Genomic DNA, 25,175 nt, shown 5'->3' with positions numbered 1-25,175 from the left:
CATGAGGGGTCGCAGCGAAGACCCGAACCCGCTGCGAAACGAGGTCTTCACCCGAGTGTTCGACGAGCACTGGGCGGCTGTGCGGCACCACGTCGAGGGTGTCGTCGGTGCGGAGGAGGAAGTCACCGAGATCGTCTCGGAGGTCTTCCTGTTCGCGTGGTCGCGATTGCGGCCGGCGCGTCCGCCGAGCCGGGTCTGGCTGCTCCGTGCCGCGGATCGCCGGCTGCGCGCGCGTTCGGGTCCGTCCGCTCTGCCGCACACCGCGCTGGACGCGGTGCACGTGGGCGTCTCGGGGCAGGAATGCGCCCCCGGTCACGTCGGCCGGGTGGAGGTGCTTCGAGCTTTGGGTGTCCTCACCCCGCTCCAGCGGCGTATCATCATGCTCACGTACTGGGATGGACTCGCGGTGGGGGAGATCGCGGAGCTGCTGCGCGCTTCTGAGTTCCGGGTTCGGAAGACGCTGAGTCGTGCGCAGGATCGCCTGCGCGCGGAGCTCGGTCTGGAGGGGGCTGATTGCGGGTGAGGACAGACGACGCCGTGCTCGAGCGGATGCTGAGCGATGCGGATCCGGCGCGCACGCCGCGGGACGCGCCGCCCGATGCGCGAGCGCTCGCGATGCGTGATCGCATCCTGCATGCGCCCCCGGCGCCGAGGCGGCGGCGCGCGCGGATGTTCGGGTGGGCCTCCGGGCTCGTCGCGGTCGCCGCGTCGACGGCGATCGCCTTCGCGGTCTTCTCGCCGCAGGGCGCTGCGGTCGCCGGTACGCCGTCGCCCCTCGACTTCGAGGGCTCAGCGACGGTCGGGCAGATCGTGGACGACGCCCAAGTCGCCCTCGCCGAGAGCGGCGGCCCGACGGCGCCGGCCCGAGTCGTCACGGCGGCTTCCTGGGGATTCGACGTCGAGGTCGACACGAAGACGACCGAGGTCGTGCCCCAGCTGTCGCGACTCATCTGGGAGCTGGACGGCTCCGGCCGTATGACGATCATCGCCGGAGTGCCGTACGACCCGGCGGATGCGGTCGCCAGCAACTCGGCGGAGGTCACCAGCAGCGGTGAGGTGGTCACGGATCTCGTGATGGAGCCGGGACAGTTCACCACCGCCTGGAACACGGTGCCGGGCGACACGCGCGACGACATGGTCGCGATGCTCCGTGCCTTCGGGATGCCGGCGGATCCGACGGGCCTGGACGTCGAGGCGGCGTTCACCACCGCGCTCGATCAATGGACCCTGACCGATGCCCAGCACCGGGAGCTCCTGCTGCTGATGGAGGACGCCGGCGGCGGCGACGCGCTCGGCGACACCACGGATCGGCTCGGCCGGCCGGTCTCCGGCATCCGCTTCACGGCGCCGGACGGCGCGTTCAGCGACGTCGTGCTGGTCTCGCTCGACACCGGACGGATCGTCGGCGTCGAGCGCACGGTTCTCGAGGCGGATGACGTGTATCCCGCCGGCGCGGTCATCTCGTATCGGATGTGGGATGTGAGTGAGGAGACGCTGCGATGAAGCGGATGACAGTTCTCGCCTCGTGTCTGCTGGGTGTCGTGATCGCCCTGGGCGCGGCACCGGCGTATGCGGCCGGGACAGATGACGGGGAGGTCCACCCCGAGGTGGCGGCGATGCTCGCCGAGGTGCCCGGCGGTGTCGCCGTCGACTCCACCCATGCGGTGTGGCCGCGTCTCGGCATGGAGCTCGCCGTGAGGGATACCGCGGGGCTGGCCGCGAGATCCGTCGGAAGCTGCGCCACCAACCGGATCTGCGCCTTCAACGGCTCGTCGCTCGGCGGAAGCATGCTGAGCTTCAGCACGTGCACCGTCAGCGCGATCCCCGGCAGCTTCACGACCAGGTCCGTGGCCGACGCGCGGGGCTCCGGGTACGTCCAGGCGCGCAACGCGGCCACCGTCCTTGCGACCGTGAACGCCGGCGCCTGGGCGAACGTCTCCGGAACCGTGACCAACCTCCGCTGCGTGCTCTGAACGATGTCATCCGAGACGGCGGTGGGGACTCGCGCGCGCACGCGGCGCTGGATCGCGACCAGCTGGGGCGGACCGGAGCGGTGGGAGTTCGTCGAGCACGACGTGCCTGCTCCGACAGCGGGCGAGGTGACCATCCGGGTGCGCGCCGCGGGCGTGAACCCCGCTGATGCGAAGCACGTCGCATCAGCACGACCGGGTGTCGTACTTCCCGTCCCGATCGGCTACGAGGTGTCCGGCGAACTCACCGCGATCGGACCGTCGACGCGGATCGGCTCCGGGAAGGCCGAGGTCGGCGACGAGGTCGTCGCATTCCGCGTCAGCGGAGGCTACGCGGGCGAGCTCACCGTCCCCGCCGAGAAGGTGTTCGCGAAGCCATCGAGGCTGACGCACCCGGAGGCGGCGAACCTGCTGCTCGTCGGCACGACGGCGGCGGAGATGCTGGCCGTGACGGGCGCGGCCCCGGGGGAGACCGTCCTGCTCCATGGTGCGTCGGGCGCGGTCGGTGTCAGCGTGCTGCAGCAGGCGAGGCTGCGAGATGTCCACGTGATCGGCACGGCGAGCCCCGAGCGGTTCGACGAGGTGCGGCGCTTCGGCGGGACCCCCGTGCGATACGGGCCCGGAATGATGGACCGCATCCGGGAGCTGGCCGACGCTCCGATCGTCGCGGCGCTGGATGCGGTCGGAACCGAGGAGGCGGTGGATGCGTCTCTCGCTCTCGTGGCGGACCGACAGCGCATCGTGACGATCGCTGCGCCGGGGCGCGCGGCCACCGAGGGCTTCCTCGCCATCGCCGGTTCGCAGCCCGAAAGCGCTCGGTTCCGCGACGAGGTGCGCGGGGAGCTCATCGCCCTGGCTCAGAGCGGCGACCTCGTCGTGCCCCTGGCCCGGACGTTCCCGCTGGACGAGGCCCCGGACGCGCACCGCCTCCTCGCGACAGGACATCCCGGCGGCAAGATCGCCCTGCTGCCCTGAGGTCAGCCGATCTCCCGCAGCGCCGACTGCACCACCACCACGTCGTCGCCGTACTCCGCGTCGACGGCTTCCTGGAGCGACCCGTCGTCCCAGACCACCTGCACCCAGACATAGCCGCGATCCGACCAGGCGGTGAGGGCGTCATCGAGCCGAGCGAAGACGTCCTCCTGCACCCGCGCGAGCTCCTCGTCGGGCGTGGTGCCCGCGACACCGCCGGTCGGATCCTCGGGCACGAGCGGATCGTACAGGGCGAGCAGCATCGGCGGCTCCGTGCTCTCCAGCCGCTCTCCGTCGAACGTCGCGGATACGGCGTACGCACCCCATGTGGTCTGACCGCTGGACTCGCTGCCCTCCAGGTCGTCCCAGCTCCAGCCGTCGAGCGGCACACCGCTGCACTGCGGGGGATAGGACTCCGCGACGGCGCCGAGGCACAACTGCACGTCGCCCCCGACGTCCATGACGGTGCCCATGCCGATGACGGTCTTCTCCGGCGGCCGCGGATGCGCTTCTCCGAGGCGCTGGTCGGACGGCGCGGTCGTGCTGGTCGGGGCGGCGGAGCCCGCGGAACCGGCCGTGCATGCGCTCAACAGCAGCAGGCCGGCGACGGGCGCCGCGACGAGCGTGCTGCGACGGTGCGATGTGCTCATACCGGGAAGCGTCCCCCGCGTGCCGATCGTCTCATTCCCGTCTGAAACGCATGGCGCTTCCCTGCTAGCATGACGACATGCCTTTCGGCGGTCTGCTTCTTCTTAGCTGCCGCGACGAGTCCTGAAGCTAGGGCCTTCCTCGTCGCGGCGCTTGTGTTGGCCCGTCCCTATCGACGAAGAGAAGAAGCCCCATCATGCAGAACACCCAGCGCCCGTCCGCGATGCCGATCCACAAGTACCGGCCGTTCCACGAGCAGATCACCGTCCATCTGCCTGACCGCACCTGGCCCGATGCCCGCATCACCGAGGCGCCGCGCTGGTGCGCGGTCGACCTCCGCGACGGCAACCAGGCGCTCATCGATCCGATGTCGCCCGAGCGCAAGCGCGTCATGTTCGAGCTGCTCGTCAGCATGGGCTACAAGGAGATCGAGGTCGGCTTCCCCTCGGCCAGCCAGACGGACTTCGATTTCGTCCGCCAGCTCATCGAGGAGAACCTCATCCCCGACGACGTCACGATCCAGGTCCTGACCCAGGCGCGCGAGCACCTGATCGCCCGCACCTACGAGGCGATCGCCGGAGCGAAGCAGGCCATCGTGCACCTGTACAACTCGACGAGCGTGCTGCAGCGCGAGGTGGTCTTCCGCACCGACAAGCAGGGCATCATCGACATCGCGCTCGAGGGCGCCCGGCTGTGCCGCCAGTTCGAGAAGACGATCCCCGACACGCAGGTGTACTACGAGTACTCGCCGGAGAGCTACACGGGCACGGAGCTCGAGTTCGCGGTCGACGTCTGCAATCAGGTCATCGAGATCTTCGAGCCCACCCCGGACCGCAAGGTCATCATCAACCTGCCGGCGACGGTGGAGATGGCGACCCCGAACATCTACGCCGATTCGATCGAGTGGATGAGCCGTCACCTCGCCCACCGCGAGAACGTGATCCTGTCGCTGCACCCGCACAACGACCGCGGCACCGCGATCGCTGCAGCCGAACTGGGCTACATGGCCGGGGCTGACCGCATCGAGGGGTGCCTGTTCGGCAACGGAGAGCGCACGGGCAACGTCGACCTCGTCGCGCTGGGCATCAACATGTTCACGCAGGGCATCGACCCCCAGATCGACTTCAGCGACATCGACCAGGTCAAGCGCACGGTCGAGTACTGCAACCAGCTGCCCGTGCCCGAGCGCAGCCCGTGGGCGGGCGACCTCGTCTTCACCGCGTTCAGCGGCTCGCATCAGGACGCGATCAAGAAGGGCTTCGAGGCCATGGCCGCCCAGGCGGAGGCTCGGGGCGTGACGGTCGACGACATCGAGTGGGCCGTGCCGTACCTGCCTGTCGACCCGAAGGACCTCGGCCGCTCGTACGAGGCGGTCATCCGCGTCAACTCGCAGTCGGGCAAGGGAGGGGTCGCGTACCTGCTGAAGTCCGACCACGCGATCGACCTGCCGCGCAAGCTCCAGATCGAGTTCTCCGGTGTCGTGCAGGCGAAGACCGACGCCGAGGGTGGCGAGGTCACGAGCGAGCAGATCTGGTCGATCTTCAACGACGAGTACCTGCCGGCGACGGACACCGCCGCGAAGTGGGGCCGTTTCGAGCTGCTCGCCACCCAGACCAGGAGCGACATGTCCAGCGACGTCGTGCTCGACGTCGTGCTGCGTGATGACGACCAGGAGGTCTCGGTGTCGGGCAACGGCAACGGCCCTGTCGCCGCCTTCGTCGAGGTGCTGCGTGGCCAGGGCTTCGACATCACCGTCTACGACTACGTCGAGCACGCTCTCAGTGCCGGCGGCGACGCGCAGGCCGCGGCCTACGTCGAGCTGCAGGTCGGGGACCAGCGGCTGTGGGGTGTCGGGATCGACGGAGACATCTCGACGGCGTCGCTCAAGGCGATCGTGTCCGGCGTCAACCGCTCGATCCGCTCGCGACAGCGGGAACTCACCGCGGTCTGACGGCTGCGGACGGGTGTGGCCGGGGTCGCTGCGACCCCGGCCACACCTTTCGTCTGTCGTCAGCGGGTCAGGACACCCACTGCACGAGCTGCCAGACGAGTCCGTTGGGATCGGCGAACTGGCAGTAGCGCTCACCCCACGGCTCGGTCTCCGGCGGCGTGACCACCCGAGCCCCCGCTCCGGAGATGCGCGCGAACTCGCCGTCGATATCGTCGACGACGAAGACGAGGAGCGTGCCCTGTCCTGCGGAACCGGCGATCTCCTGAGGGCGGAACGTCGCGAGACCGGTCTCGAGGAAGATCACGTTCGGGGCGGAGCCCGGATGCTGCAGGGAGACGAAGCCCTCTGCGGACATCGCCTCCTCGAAGCCGAAGTGCGTCATGGCGAAGGCGGCGGACGCCTGGACGTCGGGCACGTTGAGAGAGATGGCGGTCTGGGTGATGTTCATGGTTCTCCGTTCCTTAACTATGTACAACGTACAGAGTTAAGGAATGCGCCGTCTAGGATATTCCCGATGGCCAAGAACATCGTCGATCTGCTCTGGCGGCACAGCCCCGCTGCTCCGCCGACGGCTCGGCGCGGCCCGAAGTCGCGTCATTCGACGGACGACGTCGTGGACCGCGCCGTCGCGCTGGCCGACGCGGAGGGTCTGCCCGCGGTCACCATCCGCACCCTGGCCCAGGCGCTCGACCTGTCCACGATGTCGATCTACACGCACGTCAACAGCCGGGCCGACCTGCTCGTGCTCATGGCCGATGCCATGCACGCCCGGATGCCGTCGCCCCCGGCGGACGGGTCGAACTGGAGCGAACGCGTCCGGGGCGTCGCCGAAGGCAACCTCCGTCTGCTCCGCGCGCACGCGTGGCTCATCGACATCCAGGACCCCCGCGTCGCGCTCGGCCCCGGCACCATCGCCAAGTACGACCGCGAGCTGCACGCGTTCGACGGAACGGGCCTCAGCGCCCTGGATCGTGACGCGGCGCTGACCTTCGTGCTGGATTTCAGCCGATCGTCCGCCGCTCGCATGCACACGGACGAGAGAGCGGCGGCGTTCGCGGACGCATGGACCGACGCCGCCCCGCGTCTGGCGACCTATCTCGGTGACGACATGCCCCTCGCACGATCCGTCGGGCAGGCGGCGGGCGAGGCCATGGGGGCGCCGTACGACGCCGGTGCGGCCTGGGAATTCGGTCTCACCCGGGTGATGGATGCGCTGTCGGCCCTGGTCGGCGGCGACGCTCGCCTCGGCGGCCGGTGAGGGCGGTCAGTCCTGCGGCTTGACGATCGCGATCGCCCCGGTCTCCGCGGCGACCTTGCGGCGGTAGATCCGGCGCTGCTCCGGCAGGGAGACGTCGAAGGTGACGGCGAGGATGCGGATCACCGTGGTCACGGCGATGCCGACGACCGCGGCGATCGTGATCGGCATCCCGACGGCCACGGCGATCACGATGAACGTGCAGCCGGCGCCGGCGGCGACCGCGTAGAGCGACCCGACGTGCATGATCGCGGTGGGCAGGCCCATCAGCATGTCGCGCAGGACGCTGCCGCCGACCGCCGCGCAGACGCCGATGAAGACCGCGGGCACCTCGGGGATGCCGAAGGCCAGGGCCTTGCTCGTCCCGAAGGCGCCGAACATGCCGATCACGACCGCATCGAGCACCACGATCGCGGTGTTGAGGCGGGTGAAGAGCCCCGAGAGGAGCATGCCGAGCAGGGCCGCTCCTGCTGCGGTGACCAGGTACCACTGGTTCTGCAGCGTCGCCGGGGTCTGGCCCAGCAGGATGTCGCGGATCAGACCGCCGCCCATCCCGATCATGATCCCGATGATCGCCACCCCGAGCCAATCGAGGCGCCGCTGCCCCTGGAAGCCCGATGCGAACATCGCGCCCTGGACGCCGCCGAGGCCGACGCCGAGCAGATCCGCCCAGAGCGGAATGGTGAAGAGCGGTTCGGTCACCCGTTCATTCTCGCGCACAGAGGATAATCGAAGGGTGCCCACCTACCGAGACGAAGCGGTGATCCTGCGCACTCACAAGCTCGGTGAGGCGGATCGCATCGTCACGATGCTGTCGCGACGGCACGGCAAGGTGCGCGCGGTCGCGAAGGGTGTGCGGCGGACGTCGTCGAAGTTCGGCGCCCGGCTCGAGCCGTTCATGGTCGCCGACGTCCAGCTGTATCAGGGGCGCTCGCTCGATATCGTGCAGCAGGCCGAGTCGCTCGGCTCCTACGGCACCGACATCGCCTCGCACTACGACCGCTTCACGGCCGCGAACGCGATGGTCGAGACGGCCGACCGTCTGAGCGATGCCGAGGCCACCGGTGATCAGTACCTGCTCCTCGTCGGCGGACTGCGTGCCCTGTCGCGCGGCGAGCACGCCCCGCGCAGCATCCTCGACTCCTACCTGCTCCGCGTCATGTCTCTCTCGGGCTGGGCTCCCTCGCTCGACGAGTGCGCACGGTGCGGCACGCCCGGCCCGCACGCGAGGTTCGTCGCGCAGCTCGGCGGTCTGGTCTGCTCGAACTGCGCCCCCGCGGGAAGTCCGCGTGTCGACGAACGCACCCTCACGCTGCTCCGCGCGCTGATCGCGGGGGAGTGGGACGTGATCGACGGATCCTCGCCCGCCGACACCGCGGCCGCATCTGGTCTCGTCTCGGCGTACGCGCAGTGGCATCTGGAGCGCGGGATCCGCTCTCTCGCCCATGTGTCGGACATCCCCTCGGAAGGAGCACGGTGACCCCCAAGCCGTACACGCACAAGGACGCCGTGGCGTATCGCCCGCTCGACTGGACCGGGGTGCATCCGCCCGCGTTCCGTGCCGTGCCCGAGCACGTCGCGATCGTGATGGACGGCAACGGCCGCTGGGCGAACCGCCGAGGACTCAACCGCGTCGAAGGCCACAAGGCGGGGGAGGAGGTGCTGCTCGACGTGGTCGCCGGCGCGATCCAGGCGGGCGTGAAGCACCTCTCCGTCTATGCGTTCTCGACCGAGAACTGGGCCCGGTCTCCGGAGGAGGTGCGCTTCCTCATGGGATACAACCGCGACGTGCTGCACCGCCGCCGTGATCAGCTCAACGAGTGGGGTGTGCGGGTGAGGTGGGCGGGACGCAAACCCCGTCTGTGGGGGAGCGTGATCAAGGAGCTGCAGTACGCCGAGCAGCTCACCCGCGGCAACGATGTGCTGACCCTGACCATGTGCGTCAACTACGGCGGACGGGTCGAGCTGGTCGACGCCATGCGGGCGATCGCCGCTGACGTCGCCGCCGGAAGGGTGAAGCCGAATGCGATCAGCGAGAAGATGATCCGGCGTCACCTCTACGTGCCCGACATGCCGGACGTCGATCTGTTCCTGCGCAGCTCGGGCGAGCAGCGCACCTCGAACTTCCTGCTGTGGGAGTCGGCCTACGCCGAGATGGTGTTCCTCGACACGCTCTGGCCGGACTTCTCCCGGGAGGAGCTGTGGCGCGCGATCGGGATCTACCTCTCCCGCGACCGGCGCTTCGGCGGGGCGATCGACACGCCGGATGCGCCTGCCTGACGCCGCAGCCAGCGCTCCGTCTCGCGAGGATGCCGCAGTCTCACGATCGTGAGGTGCGGGAAATCGGCCTCGATCGCAGGGAAGCGCTCGGCCCATTTGTGCAACGTGGCCGTCTGCCACGCCAGGATGTTCTGCTCGGGGTCCCGGCGGAGCATGTTCCACGGACCCTTCTCGCGATTGCCGTTCCACAGCTCCTGTCGCAGGACCCCGCGGGCGAGGGTGCGGCGGATGAGGCGCGAGCGGACGATCGCGGACGGATAGTCGAGCCAGACCGCGAGCTGTGCGCGCGGCGGGAGGACCTCGTCCGTGCCCTTGCTCGTGTACTGCCACTCCGTGACCCAGCGCTCCTCAGCGGCGAAGGTGCGCACGTCGTCGAGGAACTCGGGCCGAGGCGTCCAGTTCGGCCCGTGGAAGAGCGCATCGATCTCGATGTGCCGCAGCTGCCACACCTCGGCGAGGCGGCCGGACAGGGTGGTCTTGCCCGAGCCGGATACTCCCGCGACGAGGACGCGCTCGGGACGGAACGGAAGCGGATCGTCGGCGGCGAGCATCCGAGGATTCTAGCGACGGAATACGTCGGCGGCACGCGCGGTTGGATGGAAGTGTGACTGAACCCATCTCCATCGACATCTGGTCCGACATCGCCTGCCCCTGGTGCTACATCGGCAAGCGCAACCTCGAGAAGGGTCTCGAAGCGGTCGCCGCCGATGAGGACGCGCCGCAGGTCACCGTCACCTTCCACTCCTTCGAGCTCTCGCCCGACACCCCCGTCGACTTCGACGGCGACGAGATCGACTTCCTCGCCGGCCACAAGGGGATGCCGCGGGAGCAGGTCGAGCAGATGCTGGCCAACGTCACGAACGTGGCCGCGAACGCGGGCCTGCAGTACCGCTTCGACCTGCTGAAGCACACCAACACCGTCAAGGCGCACGAGCTGCTGCACTTCGCGAAGGCCGAGGGGCTGCAGCACGAGATGGAGGAGCGGCTCATGTCCGCGTACTTCACCGAGGGCAAGCACGTCGGCCGGATCGACGACCTCGTCGAACTCGCCGCGGAGGTCGGCCTGGACGCGGATCGTGCCCGCGCAGCGCTCGACAGCGAGCAGTACCTCCCGGCGGTTCGGCAGGATCAGGCCCAGGCCCGCGCGTACGGCATCCAGGGTGTGCCGTTCTTCGTCGTGGACGGCCAGTACGGGATCAGCGGGGCGCAGCCCCCGGCCGCGTTCGAGAACGTGCTCCGCGATCTGTGGGCGAAGCGGAACGAGCCGGTCGAGTCCGTCGAGGCCTGAGTCGATCTGACCGGACGCACGGAGACGGCGGGAACCCGATCGGGTTCCCGCCGTCTTTGTGCATCCGGTCAGACCCGCTGCTGTCGCGGGCCGAGCGGCAGCGGCTCCATGGGCTGGTCGTTCGCGGTCAGATCGATCTCCAGGTCGCGCGCATAGACCACGCGCGTCGCCATCGCCACCTCGTCGCCGGCTTCCGTCAGCTCGAAGACGCGGCCGCCGCGCATGCGGTTGCGCTCCGCACCGGCGAGGCCGTACGCGCCGAAGCCGGTGCCGGGGGCGTAGCCGAGCTGGACGCCGTAGTAGTCGCCGACGTAGTCGTTGATGTGGTCGTGTCCGACGAACACGCCCTTCACATCGCCGCGCTCGAGGATCGCGTTGAACATCCCCGAGTTGAAAGGGCCGGGGCATTCGTCCTCGTTGCGCTCTCCGACGATCCCGTGACGGGCGCGGCCGCGCGCCGCGTCGGCCTCAGTGCGCGTGTCCACGCCGCCCCACCACATGAAGCGGTGCTCCCACAGTGCGATGTGCAGGAACATCAAGCCCGGGACCTTGCGGCCGCGGCGCTGCTCCAGACGCTGCGACTGCTCGCGGTACCAGGCGACCTGGTCCATCCGCAGCCAATCCCAGGCAGGGTAGCCCGAGAAGTCCTGGCCGGCGATCGCGTCAGGCGCGTAGCGACCGGAATCCATCAGCCACAGCGCGAACGCCTCGCGGTTCTTCTTCGCCGACGACCCGATCGTGACGATCGTGTTGCTCGTGCCCGTCACGCCGCGGGTGTTCTCGGCGTTCACGTTGTACTCGTATGAGCGGTAGATCTTCAGCATCCCCGCCTCGTCCACGCCCGACTGCGGCAGCGAGTCCTCATCGTGGTTTCCGTACGTGACCGCCCACGGGATGCGGCGGGACTCCATCGGCATGACGACGTTGTTGATCGCCTGCTTCACGGCCAGGCGGGTCTCGCAGCCGCCCGTGATCACATCGCCGTTGATGACCACGAAGTCCGGCGTCTCCTGGTCGAGCACCTTCTCCATCAGCTCCACGGTGCGGCGGTCGGTGAGCTCGTCATCCTGCGTGTCGTTGAACTGCACCACCTTGAAGGTGCCGTCGGCTCGGAACCGCAGGCCGCGCGCGGCACCGGCGGCCGAGGGCGACGCCGGGACATCCGCGGAGGCGGAGGCGGCGCCGAGGGGAAGAGCGGTGCCGAGAGCGCCCAGGGCTCCCGCGGTCAGGACGGTGCGGCGGCTGATCGGCAGTCGGTCGGGCATGCGTGGTCTCCTTCGTCTTCGGGCGATGTTCGCCGCGGCGAGACTAGGGGCGCGCGATGACGGGGGAGCGACCGGCAGGTGAACGAGATCCCGGTCCGCCGGGCGATCAGCGGAGGGCGAGGATGACGCGGAGGTGAACGGGCGGGGACCTAGCGGGTCAGCGCCGCCTCGATCGCGCTGACGATCTCGGGGGCGTCCGGCTTCTGCTTCGGACGGAAGCGCAGCACGTCGCCGTCGGGCAGGATCAGGAACTTCTCGAAGTTCCACTCCACACGACCGGCCTTGCCCGCCGCATCCGGTGTCTCCTTCAGCGCCTTGTACAGCTCAGCGGCGTTCTTCCCGTTGACCTTGACCTTGTCGTTCACCGGGAACGAGACGCCGTACGTCGTGGAGCAGAACTCGAGGATCTCGTCGACGGAGCCCGGCTCCTGGCCGAAGAACTGGTTGCACGGGAACCCGACGACCGTGAAGCCGCGGTCGCCGTACATCCGCTGCAGCTCCTCGAGCTGCTCGTACTGCGGCGTGAGTCCGCACTTCGAAGCGACGTTCACGACCAGCACGACATCGGCACCGAGATCCTCGAGGGTCTTCTCCTGGCCCTGAGCGTCGGTGAAGGGGATCGAACGGAGCGTGGAATCGGTCATATGCACAGCTTAGGTCGCAGCATGCCTCCCGGCTCCGGGTCTGGGAGAATGGAAGCGACATGACTCTCGCCACCGCTCCCACCCGCCCGCTTCGCATCGGACCGATCGACCTCGACGTGCCGGTCGTCCTCGCGCCCATGGCCGGCATCACCAACACCGCATTCCGGCGTCTCTGCCGCGAGTACGGTGCCGGGCTGTACGTCAGCGAGATGATCACCTCGCGTGCGCTGGTCGAGCGCAACGAGACGACGATGCGGCTCATCCGGCACCACGAGTCCGAGACCCCGCGCTCGATCCAGCTCTACGGCGTGGACCCGAAGACGATCGCCGAGGCCGTGCGCATCATCGTCGCGGAAGACCACGCCGACCACATCGACCTGAACTTCGGGTGCCCCGTGCCCAAGGTGACCCGCAAGGGCGGGGGCGCAGCGCTTCCCTGGAAGTCGAAGCTGTTCGCCGACATCGTCGACCAGGCGGTCAAGGCCGCCGGCGACATCCCGCTCACGGTCAAGATGCGCAAGGGCATCGACCGCGACCACCTGACCTTCCTCGACGCGGGCCGCGCGGCGGAGGACGCCGGTGCGGCAGCGGTCGCCCTGCACGCCAGGACGGCGGGTGAGTTCTACTCCGGTCACGCGGACTGGGACGCGATCGGCGAGCTGAAGCAGGCGGTCACCAGCATCCCCGTGCTGGGCAACGGCGACATCTGGTCGGCAGAGGACGCTGTGCGGATGATGGAGCAGACCGACTGCGACGGCGTCGTGGTCGGCCGCGGATGCCTCGGGCGTCCCTGGCTGTTCGGTCAGCTCGCGCTCGCCTTCGGCGGCGAGGGCAAGACCGTCGACGCGACCCTCGGCTTCGTCGCCGACGCGTTCCGTCGCCACGCCGAGCTCCTGGTCGAGTTCTTCGAAGATGAGGACCGCGGGTGTCGCGACATCCGCAAGCACGTGTCGTGGTACTTCAAGGGCTACCCGGTCGGAGGCGACATCCGCACGGGTCTCGCCACTGCGTCGAGCCTGGCCGAGATCGACGATCTGCTCGGGCGCCTCGACCGCTCGGCCCCGTACCCCGGTGCCGACGCCGAGGGGCAGCGCGGTCGCGCCGGCCACCCGAAGAAGACGGCCCTTCCGGAGAAGTGGCTGGAGTCGCGTGAACTCGCCTCGTCGGCTTCCGAGATGATGCGTGGAGCGGAGATCGAGAACAGTGGCGGTTGACCCTCAGGCCCGTCTGCGCGCGGACGGCTACGACGCGCGCGACGCGGAGCGCTTCTTCGCGGAGACCCATCGTTCCGAGCGCGACGACTTCGCCCGCGACCGCGCCAGGGTCCTGCACTCGGCGGCACTGCGACGCCTCGCCGCGAAGACGCAGGTCCTGAGCCCGGCCAGCACCGCCGACTTCGCGAGGAACCGCCTGACGCACTCGCTCGAGGTCGCGCAGGTCGGTCGAGAGCTCGCCGTCGCCCTCGGCGTGTCCGCCGATGTCGTCGACACCGCCTGCCTCAGCCACGACCTCGGCCACCCTCCGTTCGGCCACAACGGCGAGCGGGCCCTCAACGAGTGGGCCGAGCACATCGGCGGGTTCGAGGGCAACGCCCAATCTCTCCGCATCCTCACGCGGCTCGAAGCCAAAGTGCTGGACGACGACGACCGCTCGGTCGGTCTCAACCTGACCCGCGCGAGCCTGGACGCGACGTGCAAGTACCCGTGGACGGTCGACAGCCCCGTGCCCGACCCGGGTGGCCGCCTCAAGTTCGGCGTCTATCCCGAGGACGAGGACGTGTTCCGATGGATGCGTGAGGGCGCGCCAGGGCGTCTGCGCTGCATCGAGGCCGAGATCATGGACCTCTCCGACGACATCGCCTACTCCGTGCACGACTTCGAGGATGCGATCGTGAACGGCTACGTCGACGTGGCCCAGCTCGCCGATCCGCTCGCGCACGATGCGCTGCTCGGTCGCATCCAGCAGTGGGTCGGCTACGACTTCACCCGCGACGAGCTCGCGGACGCGCTGTACCGCCTCGCGTCGCAGCAGATGTGGCTCGCGTCGTTCGACCGCTCCCGTCAGGACCTCGCTCGACTGAAGAATCTCACGAGCGACCTCATCGGCCGCTTCGCCCGTGCTGCGGTGTCGGCCACCCGCGAGGCGTACGGGACGAGCGCTCTGGTCCGCTACAACGCCCATGTCATCGTTCCGCGGGTCGTCGAGGTCGAGATCGCGGTGCTCAAGGGCATCATGGGGCAGGCCATCGTCACGATCGAGGCACGCAAGGGCGTCTACAAGGAGCAGCGGCGGGTGCTCAAGCGCCTCGCGGATGCGCTCTGGTCGACCGATGCCCTGTGGTCGGCAGGATCGGATGTGCTCGAACCGGCGTTCGCAGCCGACTTCGTCGCGGCCCAGGACGACGCCGAGCGGGCGCGCGTCGTGGTCGATCAGATCGCGAGCCTGACCGATCAGAGCGCGATCGACTGGCACAACCGACTCGTGGGCGAGATCGATCCGGCCGAGGTCGGGATCTGGACCCCCCGGCATGCTCGGCCCGGTGCCCGCGCCCACGCGGAGAGGCGGCCCGTCGCCGAAGGTGCCCGCTGATGCCCCGGATCCGGCAGGCCGATGTCGACGAGGTCAAGGCGCGGACCAATATCGCGGACATCATCGGGGAGCGCGTCGCTCTCAAGCCCGCGGGTGTGGGATCCCTCAAGGGGCTGTGCCCGTTCCATGACGAGAAGAGCCCGAGCTTCCACGTCCGTCAGCAGGTGGGCTACTACCACTGCTTCGGATGCGGTGAGTCCGGTGACGTGTACTCGTTCCTGCGGGAGATGGACCACGTCAGCTTCACCGAGGCGGTCGAGCGTCTCGCCGGCCGCATCGGCTACACGCTGCACTACGAGGACGGGGGAGCCGCCCCCGAGACGAGCGGACGCAGCCGCCTGTACGCGGCGAACACCGCCGCGGCCGAGTTCTTCCGCGCACAGCTGCTGTCGCCGGAGGCCGAAGCGGGGCGTCGCTTCCTCGGGGAGCGCGGCTTCGACGCGGGAGCGGCCGCCCACTTCGGGGTCGGATTCGCTCCGCGCGGCTGGGACGGCATGCTCAAGGCGCTCACAGCGCAGGGCTTCACCCGCGAGGAGCTGAGCACCGCCGGACTCGTCTCGACCGGACAGCGCGGTGTGTACGACCGCTTCCGCGGTCGGCTCGTGTGGCCGATCCGCGACGTCTCCGGCCAGACCATCGGCTTCGGAGCGCGCAAGCTCTTCGACGACGACCAGGGGCCGAAGTACCTCAACACCCCGGAGACGCCGATCTACAAGAAGGCGCAGGTGCTCTACGGACTCGACCTCGCCAAACGCGACATCGCGCGAGGAGACCCGCGGCGCGTGGTCGTGGTGGAGGGGTACACCGACGTGATGGCCTGCCACCTCGCCGGTCTGACCACGGCGATCGCGACCTGCGGCACCGCGTTCGGCACCGAGCACATCAAGGTGCTGCGCCGCGTGATGGGCGACGACAACGCCTCGGGCGAGGTCGTCTTCACGTTCGACGGCGATGAGGCGGGGCAGAAGGCCGCGCTGCGCGCCTTCACCGAGGACGATCGCTTCAACGCGCAGACCTTCGTCGCCGTGGCTCCCGACGGCCTCGACCCGTGCGACCTGCGTCTGCAACGCGGAGACGCCGCCGTCCGCGGGCTCATGGACACCAAGCAGCCGATGTTCGAGTTCGCGATCGACCGCAAGCTCGGCGGCTTCGACCTCTCGACCGTCGAAGGGCGGGTCGGCGCGCTCCGGGCCGCAGCGCCGATCGTCGCCGAGATCCGCGACCAGCTGCTGCGCCCCGGCTACGAGCGCGTCCTTGCCCGTCGGCTCGGCATGGATCCGACCGAGGTCCGCAGCGAGGTCGAGCGTGCCGCACGCGGCGGGGGCGCCCCGCAGCAGTCCCGGCGGGAGGAACCACGTGTGGACCCCGCCACCGGCGCGGCTCTCGTCGCCCCGGTGACGCTGGCGAGCCTGCCCCGCAGCCCCGACGTCGCGGTCGAGCGCGACGCGCTGATGGGGGCGCTGCAGTACGGTCACCAGGTCGACCAGGCGCTCCTGAACCGCGCGCTGGCCTCGCCGTTCCGCACACCGGGCCTGGATGCGGTGCGCGAGGCCGTGGCCGCCGCTCCGGACCGCACCAGGGCCGGGTGGGTCACGGACGCCGTGAACAGCGTGCGCGAGCCCTACCGCTCCCTCGGCGGGGAGCTGCTGATGACGCCGTTCCCCGCCCGTGACGAGGAGCGTGCCGTCGCCACCGTGACCGACCTCGCCCGCCGCCTCATCCTGCGTCAGCTCGAGCACGAGAAGCAGGAGCTCCTCGGGGCGGTGCAGCGCGTGCCGGCCGACTCCGACGGAGGGCGGGCCCTGCGCGTGCGGCTGCGCGACATCGACGCCGAGCGTCAGCGGCTGGCCGAGTCGTAACCTCGTCCCGGGGCGCGCAGAAGGCAGGATGGACGTATGTCCCGCAAGCCAGAGTCCTCGAACGCGATCGACTGTTCGGATCTGGTCATCGACCGGATCGGGCACGGGATGCCGACGCGGGCCGTCGACGGCGTCACCTTCTCGCTCGCGCCCGGTGGGCTGATCTGCGTGGCCGGCCCCACCGGATCCGGGAAGTCGACCCTCGTGGCGGCATTGGCGGGGTCCACGGATCCGTCGGTGAAGGTCGTCGGCGGCCGCGCGCAGGTGTGCGGCGTCGATGTGCGGCGACCGGGCCGCAAACACCGGATCCTGACGTACCGCACCGGCTTCGTGCCGCAGGGCGCCGGTGCCGATCTGCCCCCGCGGCTCACCGTGAACGAGGTGATCGCGGAGCCGATCCTCATCCGCGAGCGCCGGGTCAACACGAAGGCCCTCTCGATCCGCGTGGCGACCCTGCTGGACGAGCTGCACCTCCCGCTCGGCACGGCATCGAAGTTCCCGTACGAGCTCAGCGCCGGCATGCGCCAGCGTGTCGCGATCGCGCGCTCGTTCGTGCTGGAGCCGAAGGTACTCATCGCCGACGAGGTGCTCGCGAACCTGGACCTCGAGGTACGGCCGGTCGTCTTCGACGCGATCACCCGGCGGCGGAAGGAGCAGTCGATGGCGGCGCTCCTCGTGACCAACGATGCCGATTTCATCCGCGAGCTGAACGCCGAGACGCTCATGCTCCGCGGAGGCCATGTGGTCGCCCGCGGGGTGGGCAAGGACCTGCTCTGGGTGCCGAACGCCGAGTCGGATTCGCGGCGCTGAGCACGACACGCCCGGCATCCGGGAAGCGGCCCCCGGTGTCACGAACACCGCGCGGAGTTTGCTAAGCTTGTCGAGTTGCCCGCTCAGCGGAGCACATTCCTCGGTAGCTCAATTGGCAGAGCAGCCGGCTGTTAACCGGCAGGTTCTTGGTTCGAGTCCAAGCCGGGGAGCCAACGGAAAAGCCCCCTCCACGGAGGGGGCTTTTCTCGTGCGCGTGCGATCTCCGCGAGTGCACGGGCCCCCACGCGGGGAACCCGTGCACTCGGCGTGAAGTCGTGCAGTCGGCGAAGGTCAGCCGACGCCCTCCATCGCGCTCGTCTCGGTGTTGCCGATGCGGGCGATCACGTCGGGACGACGGCGGGCGAGGTAGGCGTACCGGGTGAGGGCCAGGGCGACGGTCACCAGGAACACGTAGGGGATCACGTTGTACGGGAAGGCCGGAACCGGCCACACGTTCGCGAAGAAGACGTACGCCATCGTCACGACGGCGACCGTCGCGCAGACCTTCACGAGACCGTTCCGCATCTTCGCCCGCTGCGTGTACACCACACAGGCGATCGCGACGAGGGCGTAGGCGACCATGTATCCGTAGGTTCCCCAGGTGTTGACCCAGACCAGGATGTCTCCGGTGGCCGCGCCCGAGAGCAGGAGCACGATGTCGACCGCGACGGCCGCTGCACCCGCGATGATCAGCACGCGGTGCGGAGTCAGGTGCTGCTCGTGCGTCCGGCCGAACCGCTCCGCGACGACGCCCTCCTTGCCCATCACGTAGACGATGCGTCCGATCACGTTGAGCGGGGCGACCACGACCGCGAAGAACGACGCCGAGACGCCGAACGTGAGCACGGCCGCGAACCAGCCGGGCATCCCGATCAGAGCCGACATGCTCTCCAGCGGGCTCGCCGACGTCGCGAGGTCGTCGCCGAGCACCGCGATCTGCGTGTAGGCCGCGAACACGTACAGCACGCCGACGCCGAGGGCACTCCACATGATCGCGCGGGGGATCGCCTTGTACGGCTCTTTCGCCTCACGCCCGAGCGCGTCGGCCGAGGAGAAGCCGACGAAGCCCAGGATGCCGAGGACCATCCCGGACGCGATGCCCTGGAAGGAGGATCCGGTTGCGAGGACCTGCGCGGGATCCCAGGCGGCGGGACCTGCCCATGCGAGTGCGGCGATCAGCAGGATGAGGATGATGCCGACCGAGAGGAGCTCGAGCACGAGGGACACCCGCGCCGAGAGCCGGATGCCCCGGATGGTGAACAGGGTGGCGAGCCCGCCGAGCACGATGGCCAGGCCGATGTCCCAGCCCAGGCCCTGCGCCGGAAGACCGAGCATGCTCAGGAACTGCGCCATGTAGCTGACGGAACCGCTGAGCGAGGCCGCCGCGATGCCGAAGCAGCCGATCAGCAGCGTCACGCCGGCGAGGAAGGCGCCGAACGGTCCGAGGCCCTTGGACACGTAGGTGTAGAGCGAACCCGCTGACGCGTGCTTGCGGGCGAAGACGACGACGCAGTAGCCGACGCACAGGATCACGATCGTGGCGAGGGCGAAGGCGTAGATGGTGCCGTTGCCGGCGCCGAGGAAGATGGCCGCTGCTGTGAAGGCGATGACGGCGCTGGGGGCGATGTTGGCGATGGCCTGGGCGGCGAGCTCGGGACCGCTCATGACGCCGGTGCGCAGACCGGCATCCTGAGGGGCGCCAGGCGGGGCGACGACGGTGTCTGACATGGTTCTCCTGGATTCGGGTTTCAGGGGGTGGTGACAGCGGGAGGCGGTCAGGGGATGAGGAGGGTGCGGAGGGCGGACCCGGCCTCGAGGTCGTCGAGGGCCGCGGCGGCCTCGGACAGCGGACGGCGCCCCGAGATGAGCGGGTCGATCTTCAGCTGACCGTCCATGTAGCGGTCCACGAGGGCCGGCACATCGATCGAGGGCCGCACCGAGCCGTAGTTCGAGCCGAGGATGCGCTGGTCGGCCTCGGCGAGCACGAGCGGCTCGAACGACGCGCGCGCTCCCGTCGGCGGGAGTCCGACGATGACGGCCGCGCCGCCCAGTCCCAGCATCTGGATGGACTGCTCGGTGGTGGTCGTGCGCCCGATCGCGTCGAACGCGTAGTCCACACCGTCGGGGATGAGTTCGCGCAGCTGCGCCACGGCGTCGCCCTGCGACGCGTCGATGCGATCGGTCGCCCCGAACTGCAGGGCCATCTGGGTCTTCTCGGGGCGCACGTCGATCGCGACGATGCGCTCGGCGCCGGCGAGGCGTGCTCCCTGGACGACGTTGAGGCCCACGCCGCCGCAGCCGATCACCGCGACGGTGGAACCCGGCTCGACGGCGGCGGTGTTCAGCACGGCGCCGACACCGGTGGCCACGGCGCAGCCGACGACGGCGATGACGTCGAGCGGCGCGTCGTCTCGGACCTTGACCGCTCCGGAGGCGGGGACCACGACCTCCTCGGCGAAGGACGAGACGCCGAGGTAATGATGGAGCTGCTCGCCGTCGCGGCTCAGGCGCGAGGTGCCGTCGAAGAGCACGCCGAGCGGAGCGACCACCGTCGCCACCTTCTGGCACCGCGCCTCGTGCCCGGCGCGGCAGTAGCGGCACTCTCCGCACGGGGGAACCCAGCTCAGCACCACGTGGTCGCCCACGGCCAGGGTCGTGACCCCTTCGCCCAACTCGGTGACGACGCCGGAGCCCTCGTGGCCCATGACCAGGGGAGCCGCGGCATCCCATTCCCCGCGCTTGACGTGCAGGTCCGAGTGGCACACGCCCGCGGCGGCGATCCGCACGCGCACCTCTCCGGCGCGGGGCGGAGCGAGGTCGACGTCGACGAACTCGATGGGCGACTGCGGATCGCGGAAGACAACAGCTTTCATGACATCCTTCGGGTGGAGAGGGGATGCGCACGATGCTAGGAGAGACGGAGAACCCACGGCATCCGACAAAACGGTGAAGCAGCGGCACCGGATTGGACGAATTGTATGATCGAGGGATGGCTCGTGATGTCGCCTCCGTGGCTCGATACCTGCACGGCGAGCTTCTCCCCGGCGCGGTCCCGGACGCTCGAGCGGTGAACGCGGTCGTCGACATGGGGTCCTTCGGCGCTCCGACCGATCGCCTCTTCGCGACCCTCGTGGTGGCTGACGACGAGCAGCTCCGTGCCCTCGGCGACGATCCCGATCGGCTCGCGCTCCTGCGCGATGCCGTCGTGGTCACGGATGCCGATGGTCCCGCCGTCCGCGAAGTCCTGCTCGGGGCGGAGATCACGGCGACGGTGGGGGCTGCGACGACGCAGGAGCTCCTGGCGCCGACCCTGACCTCCCTTCTCGCGGTGGATCAGGCTGCTGAGGCGAGGGCGATCACCTCGGCGATGCGTGTTCTCACGCTCGCCGCCCGGCGCAGCGGCATCACGGGGGTCATCGCCGAGCTCGCGCACCGCATCGACGGCTGGGCCGTGCTGCTCGATCGACACGGCGAGGTGATCACCACCGCCGGCGCGGGGAGCCTGCACATCGACGATGCGATCGCCGTCGCCGTCGGGAGACCGGTGCGCGTGCGTCATCGCGCCCTGCAGGTGCACCCGGTGGGGCCGGGGGAGGACATCACCGCGCAGCTGGTCACCGCGCCCCGCAACGACAACTCCGGCCGCGGCCGGGAGCTGAGCTCGCAGACGGCCGCCCTGTTGGACCTCCTGATGCGGACGCGCGACAGCAGCCATCTGGAGCGCCTCGGGAGATCGATGATGTTCGAGACGGTGCTGCAGGGCGGGGAGGACGCCGCACGTCTGCTCCGACGCTGGGGCGTGCACGAGCGCACGCTGGTGGGTTTCGCCCTGGCATCGCGCACGAGCGGGGTGGACGTGGAGCACCTTCTGGCGCTCTGGCTCGACGAGCTGGGGGCCGAGCACGTGTTCACCTCGCAGCGGGGGCTGATCCTCGGTGCGGTGCGCGAGGATCACGCGCAGCAGATCGCGCACCGGGCCCGCACCTATGCCTCGACGCTGTATCTCGGGCTCGGGAGGCCTGCGGACATCGACGCCCTCGAGCGGTCGGTCGACGAGGCGCGGCACGCCTGCGAAGCCGCGCGCACCGGGGGCGAGCGGGTCGTCCGATACGAGGCGATCCCCACCGTCGCCTTCGTCCTCGGACAGCTCAATCGAGATCAGACTCAGCGCATCGCGCGTCTGCTCGACCCCCTGCGCGCGGCGGATCGCCCCGACGAGCTCATCCAGACGCTCCGTGTCTTCCTGTCCGCCAACGGGGCATGGGGGGAGAGCGCGGCACGACTGCGCATCCATCGCCAGACTCTCACGGCGCGCATCCGCCGGATCGAGGATCTGACGGGACTCTCGCTCGCCGATCCGGATGATCGGGTCGCCGCCTGGCTCGCCCTGCGGGCGATTGACGGCTGACACCGCTGGAGCCCGCAGACCACGAAGGGCCCCGCCGGTCGGCGGGGCCCTTCGTCGGAAAGCAGCGGATCAGCGCCCGGCGCCGGCCAGCGAACCCTCGGTCTGACCAGCGGGGTCGAAGATGATGCACTGGATGACGCGGTCGTTGGCCTGCTCCCACGATTCCTTGGTGGGCGTCAGAGTCGTCACGTCGAGCGCGGAGTCCTGATAGGCGACGCCCACGAACGAGGTGTAGGCGTCTCCGATGCACTCCTCGGAGGCGGCGTTGATGTTGTCCTCGGCGTAGTCGCCGTCGTCCATCGTGATCTCGTAGTACACCTCCTGGTCGTGCGGCTCGTCGCACGGGAGGATGTTGGCGTCGGTGAGAACGCCGGTTCCCGTGTCCATCATGCAGTCGCCGAGCTTGACGGCGAACACGCCGACGTTGGAGCTCTCGGTGACCTGGCCGGTCTCCTCATCGCGATCGGCATCGCCGTTGCCCAGGATGCCGTTGATCGCGCTGCAGCCGGTGAGCGCGACCGTGAGCGCGACGGCGGATCCAGCGAGCATCAGAGCACGTCGCGTGCGCATCGTCGTCATGTTTTTCCCTCCAGGGTGTGTGATCTGAGGGCATGCGAAAAGCCCCCGCCGCGGGACACGCTATCCGGCCCGGAGTCTATGACGCAACTTGAAGAAGGCTTTGCTCCAGCTGGGAGTGCGCGTGCGCGCTCAGCCCTCGAGATCGTCGACGCCGGGCATCCAGCTGGCGCCGGGGCGCCCCCATCCGCGCTTGCGGGCGATCTTCTGCACGGTCTTCCAGTCGCCGTCGGAGAGGCGATCGACGTAGAGGATGCCGTCGAGGTGATCGAACTCGTGCTGCATGATGCGTGCGCGCCACCCGTCGACGTCGATCGAGACGGGTCGGCCCTCCAGATCGGTCGCGGTCACGCGGACGCGCTCGGAGCGGCGCAGAGGGAACCGCTCACCGGGGAACGACAGGCACCCCTCGGACTCGAGGTCGGGGTCGGGCTCTCCCGGCTCGAGCGGAACCATCCAGAGCTCCGGATTGATGAGGACGCCGCGCCAGGGCTGATCGTCGTCATCGACGTAGGCGTACGTGTAGATGCGCAGCGGGACGCCCACCTGAGGGGCGGCGAGGCCGACGCCGGGCGCGGTGTCCATCGTCTCGAACATGTCCGCGACGAGCGTGCGGATCTCGTCGGTGATCTCGTCGACGGGGGAGGCGGGGGAGTGCAGGACGGGGTCGCCCATGATGCGAATCGGAAGTACAGCCACGTCACAACCCTAGTCGGCGCCGGTCGGCGGGTAGGGTCGTACTGTGACTGCTGGGGTGTGGATGAACGCGGTGGAGGATGTCGGCGATCAGCTCGTCGGCGCCTTCCAGAATCCGGGCCTGCTGCTGGGCATCCCGCTCGCCCTCGCCGGTGCGGTGTTCATGTCCCTCGGGGCGCAGTATCAGCACCGCGGCGTGGAGAAGGTCGAGCGTCTCAGCGGCGCGGACGGCGCCTCCGGTCTGACCCTGAACCAGATCAAGCGGCTGCTCACACGGCCCTCCTGGCTCGTCGGCACCCTCATGCTGGGTCTCGCCGTCATCTGCCAGCTGGCCGCCCTCGTGCAGGCGCCCCTGATCGTCGTGCAGCCACTGGGTGCCATCGCGCTCGTCATCACCACGCTGTTGAACGCCCGCATCTCCGGACATTCGCCGACCAGGCAGTCGCTGACCGCGATCGTGTGCTGTGTCGGCGGCATCTTCCTCTTCGTCTTCTTCGCCGCGATCTACGCCACGGAGCAGGAGGTGACCGACCGCGAGCTCTTCGTGATCCTCGCCCTGCTGCTCGTGGTCATCATCGTCCTCGGTGCGTGCTGGCTGATCCTGCGGCACCGCATGCGCGCACTCTTCTACGTGATCGGCGCCGGCGTGCTCTACGGCTTCGTCGCGACGCTCGCGAAGGTCGTGATCAAGCGGATCGAGGCCGGTCAGTTCGAGTGGATCACCGCGATCTGCGTGCTCGCGCTGGTCTCGGCCGCCGCCGTCGGCGCGTACTTCGTGCAGACCGCCTACAGTTCGGGCCCGCCCGACCTCGTCATCGCCGGACTCACGGTCGTCGATCCGCTCGTGGCCGTGCTGATCGGCATGGTGGTGCTGGGGGAAGCGGCCGCAGCCCCGTGGTGGGTGCTCGTCATCTTCGCCGTCGCCGGCGCGATCGCGGTGTGGGGCGTCGTCGGACTCGCCCGCTACCACCCGCAGGTGCTCAGCGACAGCCAGGAGCTCGGCATCGTGCGCGGTAGCACGCCTTCAGCGGAGGCGGCGCCGGGGGAAGAGGCGACCGCTTCTCCGCAGCGCACCGACGCTCCGCCGCAGACCCCGGACGCTCCGCGTCGCGACGCGGACGGCCCTACGCGCCCGGACGCCTCGTAGGCGGCCACGGCCACGGAGTCGACGAGGCGTCGAGCGGTCAGTAGGCCTGGTCGATGAGATCGGGGGAGACCTCGGACGCGGCGGCCTCGTCCACGAAGAACACCGTGCGCTTGCGTCCCTTGGCCCCCGCGGCGGGAACGCTGGAGTAGCTCGCGCCGGCGAGAGCCAGCCCGAGCGCGGAGGCCTTGTCGGCGCCGGTGAGCACGAGCCATACCCGCTTCGAGGAGTTCAGCACCGGACGGGTGAGCGTCACACGCTCCGGGGGAGGCTTGGGAGAGTCCCGCACGGCGAGGACTGCCGCATCCGTCACGGTGACCTCGTCACGGTCCGGGAAGAGCGAGGCGATGTGGCCGTCCGGACCCACCCCGAGGAAGCAGACCGCGAACGACGGCCAGGGGTGCTCCGCGGTGCTGAAACGTGCGAGCTCGGCGGCATAGGCCGACGCCGACTCGTCGAGGGTCAGGCCGGTCTCCGGTCCGGAGACCTCATGCACGTTCTCCGCGGGCACCGGAATGCGATCCAGCAGCGCGTGGCGTGACTGCAGCGAGTTCCGGTCGGGGTCGTCCCGCGGCACGAAGCGCTCGTCGCCCCACCAGAAGTGCACGAGCGACCAGTCGATCTCAGCGCTGCGCGGATCCTCGGCGGTCGCCGCCAGCACGGCGCCGCCCATCGAACCTCCGGTCAGCGCGATGTGCGCAAGCCGACCGTTGCGGGTGCGGGCGCGCACGCGCGTCAGGAAGCGATCGGCCACCCGGGCGGCGAGGACGGTGGGAGTGGCTTCCACCACGACCCGCTTCTCTGCGGACGATACCGGCAT

General features: G+C 69.5%; 26 protein-coding genes and 1 tRNA gene. 16 read left to right on the top strand and 11 right to left on the bottom strand.

Features of this window, described 5'->3' with window-relative positions; all coding sequences use genetic code 11:
- The first annotated feature begins 1 nt into the window (after position 1).
- Genes F6A08_RS12510 through F6A08_RS12495 form a run of 4 tightly spaced genes read left to right on the top strand, consistent with a single transcriptional unit; the run spans position 2 to position 2,945 of the window.
- Positions 2–523: an RNA polymerase sigma factor gene (locus F6A08_RS12510; RefSeq protein ID WP_151459581.1), complete on the top strand. Its 522-nt coding sequence runs from the start codon at positions 2–4 to the stop codon at positions 521–523.
- Complete coding sequence (locus F6A08_RS12505) at positions 520–1,503, top strand: hypothetical protein (RefSeq protein ID WP_225855820.1); 984 nt, start codon at positions 520–522, stop codon at positions 1,501–1,503. Before F6A08_RS12510 ends, F6A08_RS12505 begins: the two co-directional genes overlap by 4 nt.
- Entirely contained in the window at positions 1,500–1,973 is a 474-nt protein-coding gene (locus F6A08_RS12500) for a hypothetical protein (protein WP_017202316.1), read from the top strand. The genes F6A08_RS12505 and F6A08_RS12500 overlap by 4 nt, the downstream gene beginning before the upstream one ends.
- A gap of 3 nt (positions 1,974–1,976) precedes the next feature.
- Positions 1,977–2,945, top strand: coding sequence for a quinone oxidoreductase family protein (locus F6A08_RS12495; protein WP_151459580.1), 969 nt, complete (start codon positions 1,977–1,979; stop codon positions 2,943–2,945).
- Between the two features lie 2 nt (positions 2,946–2,947).
- Here the strand turns inward: F6A08_RS12495 and F6A08_RS12490 are convergent, their stop codons facing one another.
- Positions 2,948–3,592 (bottom strand): hypothetical protein, encoded by a 645-nt coding sequence (locus F6A08_RS12490; RefSeq protein WP_151459579.1) that lies wholly within the window; start codon positions 3,590–3,592, stop codon positions 2,948–2,950.
- A 194-nt stretch (positions 3,593–3,786) separates the two neighbouring features.
- Here F6A08_RS12490 and leuA point away from each other — a divergent pair, with 194 nt between their 5' ends.
- The gene (leuA, locus tag F6A08_RS12485; protein WP_151459578.1) at positions 3,787–5,541 is read left to right on the top strand and encodes a 2-isopropylmalate synthase; all 1,755 of its coding nucleotides are present in this window, start codon (positions 3,787–3,789) and stop codon (positions 5,539–5,541) included.
- 67 nt (positions 5,542–5,608) lie between these two features.
- Here the strand turns inward: leuA and F6A08_RS12480 are convergent, their stop codons facing one another.
- Entirely contained in the window at positions 5,609–5,989 is a 381-nt protein-coding gene (locus F6A08_RS12480; RefSeq protein WP_124895661.1) for a VOC family protein, read from the bottom strand.
- Positions 5,990–6,055: 66 nt separating this feature from the next.
- Here F6A08_RS12480 and F6A08_RS12475 point away from each other — a divergent pair, with 66 nt between their 5' ends.
- Positions 6,056–6,799, top strand: a complete 744-nt coding sequence (locus F6A08_RS12475) for a TetR/AcrR family transcriptional regulator (RefSeq protein ID WP_151459577.1) — start codon at positions 6,056–6,058, stop codon at positions 6,797–6,799.
- Positions 6,800–6,805: 6 nt separating this feature from the next.
- Here F6A08_RS12475 and F6A08_RS12470 read toward each other — a convergent pair whose 3' ends face one another.
- Positions 6,806–7,498, bottom strand: coding sequence for a trimeric intracellular cation channel family protein (locus tag F6A08_RS12470; protein ID WP_017202310.1), 693 nt, complete (start codon positions 7,496–7,498; stop codon positions 6,806–6,808).
- Positions 7,499–7,532: 34 nt separating this feature from the next.
- Between F6A08_RS12470 and recO the strand changes: the two genes are divergently transcribed.
- Entirely contained in the window at positions 7,533–8,276 is a 744-nt protein-coding gene (gene recO / locus F6A08_RS12465) for a DNA repair protein RecO (RefSeq protein WP_017202309.1), read from the top strand.
- Entirely contained in the window at positions 8,273–9,076 is an 804-nt protein-coding gene (locus F6A08_RS12460) for an isoprenyl transferase (protein ID WP_124895659.1), read from the top strand. The genes recO and F6A08_RS12460 overlap by 4 nt, the downstream gene beginning before the upstream one ends.
- Here F6A08_RS12460 and F6A08_RS12455 read toward each other — a convergent pair.
- A complete protein-coding gene (locus F6A08_RS12455; protein WP_151459576.1) occupies positions 9,016–9,627 on the bottom strand; it encodes a P-loop NTPase family protein in 612 nt (203 codons plus the stop codon). The two genes, F6A08_RS12460 and F6A08_RS12455, sit on opposite strands and share 61 nt — an antisense overlap.
- A 53-nt stretch (positions 9,628–9,680) precedes the next feature.
- Between F6A08_RS12455 and F6A08_RS12450 the strand changes: the two genes are divergently transcribed.
- Entirely contained in the window at positions 9,681–10,364 is a 684-nt protein-coding gene (locus tag F6A08_RS12450; RefSeq protein ID WP_151459575.1) for a DsbA family oxidoreductase, read from the top strand.
- 68 nt (positions 10,365–10,432) lie between these two features.
- On the opposite strand, the gene F6A08_RS12445 is transcribed toward F6A08_RS12450, so the two are convergent.
- Positions 10,433–11,629, bottom strand: coding sequence for a metallophosphoesterase family protein (locus F6A08_RS12445; RefSeq protein WP_192576759.1), 1,197 nt, complete (start codon positions 11,627–11,629; stop codon positions 10,433–10,435).
- Positions 11,630–11,778: 149 nt separating this feature from the next.
- On the bottom strand, positions 11,779–12,273 hold the full coding sequence (locus tag F6A08_RS12440; protein ID WP_017202304.1) for a glutathione peroxidase: 495 nt from the start codon (positions 12,271–12,273) through the stop codon (positions 11,779–11,781).
- Positions 12,274–12,332: 59 nt separating this feature from the next.
- Between F6A08_RS12440 and dusB the strand changes: the two genes are divergently transcribed.
- The 5 genes from dusB to F6A08_RS12415 all read left to right on the top strand — a co-directional run bounded on the left by dusB (position 12,333) and on the right by F6A08_RS12415 (position 17,704).
- A complete protein-coding gene (gene dusB, locus F6A08_RS12435; RefSeq protein WP_017202303.1) occupies positions 12,333–13,487 on the top strand; it encodes a tRNA dihydrouridine synthase DusB in 1,155 nt (384 codons plus the stop codon).
- A complete protein-coding gene (locus tag F6A08_RS12430; RefSeq protein ID WP_017202302.1) occupies positions 13,477–14,862 on the top strand; it encodes a deoxyguanosinetriphosphate triphosphohydrolase in 1,386 nt (461 codons plus the stop codon). Before dusB ends, F6A08_RS12430 begins: the two co-directional genes overlap by 11 nt.
- Positions 14,862–16,721: a DNA primase gene (gene dnaG / locus F6A08_RS12425; RefSeq protein ID WP_017202301.1), complete on the top strand. Its 1,860-nt coding sequence runs from the start codon at positions 14,862–14,864 to the stop codon at positions 16,719–16,721. Before F6A08_RS12430 ends, dnaG begins: the two co-directional genes overlap by 1 nt.
- Positions 16,722–16,757: 36 nt before the next feature.
- Positions 16,758–17,531, top strand: a complete 774-nt coding sequence (locus F6A08_RS12420) for an ATP-binding cassette domain-containing protein (protein WP_124895656.1) — start codon at positions 16,758–16,760, stop codon at positions 17,529–17,531.
- Positions 17,532–17,628: 97 nt separating this feature from the next.
- A tRNA-Asn gene (locus F6A08_RS12415) sits at positions 17,629–17,704 on the top strand.
- 118 nt (positions 17,705–17,822) lie between these two features.
- On the opposite strand, the gene F6A08_RS12410 is transcribed toward F6A08_RS12415, so the two are convergent.
- Together F6A08_RS12410 and F6A08_RS12405 are read right to left on the bottom strand one after the other, a co-directional pair.
- On the bottom strand, positions 17,823–19,259 hold the full coding sequence (locus F6A08_RS12410) for an APC family permease (protein WP_124895655.1): 1,437 nt from the start codon (positions 19,257–19,259) through the stop codon (positions 17,823–17,825).
- Positions 19,260–19,306: 47 nt separating this feature from the next.
- Positions 19,307–20,404 (bottom strand): alcohol dehydrogenase catalytic domain-containing protein, encoded by a 1,098-nt coding sequence (locus tag F6A08_RS12405; protein ID WP_017202298.1) that lies wholly within the window; start codon positions 20,402–20,404, stop codon positions 19,307–19,309.
- Between the two features lie 116 nt (positions 20,405–20,520).
- Here F6A08_RS12405 and F6A08_RS12400 point away from each other — a divergent pair, with 116 nt between their 5' ends.
- Positions 20,521–21,939: a PucR family transcriptional regulator gene (locus tag F6A08_RS12400; protein ID WP_151459574.1), complete on the top strand. Its 1,419-nt coding sequence runs from the start codon at positions 20,521–20,523 to the stop codon at positions 21,937–21,939.
- 69 nt (positions 21,940–22,008) lie between these two features.
- Here F6A08_RS12400 and F6A08_RS12395 read toward each other — a convergent pair whose 3' ends face one another.
- Positions 22,009–22,518, bottom strand: coding sequence for a hypothetical protein (locus F6A08_RS12395; protein ID WP_017202296.1), 510 nt, complete (start codon positions 22,516–22,518; stop codon positions 22,009–22,011).
- Between the two features lie 129 nt (positions 22,519–22,647).
- Complete coding sequence (def, locus tag F6A08_RS12390; protein WP_124895653.1) at positions 22,648–23,214, bottom strand: peptide deformylase; 567 nt, start codon at positions 23,212–23,214, stop codon at positions 22,648–22,650.
- Positions 23,215–23,275: 61 nt separating this feature from the next.
- Between def and F6A08_RS12385 the strand changes: the two genes are divergently transcribed.
- A complete protein-coding gene (locus F6A08_RS12385; protein WP_151459751.1) occupies positions 23,276–24,358 on the top strand; it encodes a DMT family transporter in 1,083 nt (360 codons plus the stop codon).
- Between the two features lie 37 nt (positions 24,359–24,395).
- Here the strand turns inward: F6A08_RS12385 and pgl are convergent, their stop codons facing one another.
- A complete protein-coding gene (pgl, locus tag F6A08_RS12380) occupies positions 24,396–25,175 on the bottom strand; it encodes a 6-phosphogluconolactonase (protein WP_192576758.1) in 780 nt (259 codons plus the stop codon).

Source organism: Microbacterium algeriense, assembly GCF_008868005.1.
GTDB classification, from domain to species: Bacteria; Actinomycetota; Actinomycetes; order Actinomycetales; family Microbacteriaceae; genus Microbacterium; species Microbacterium algeriense.
This window is presented reverse-complemented; position numbering and strand designations above follow the sequence as displayed.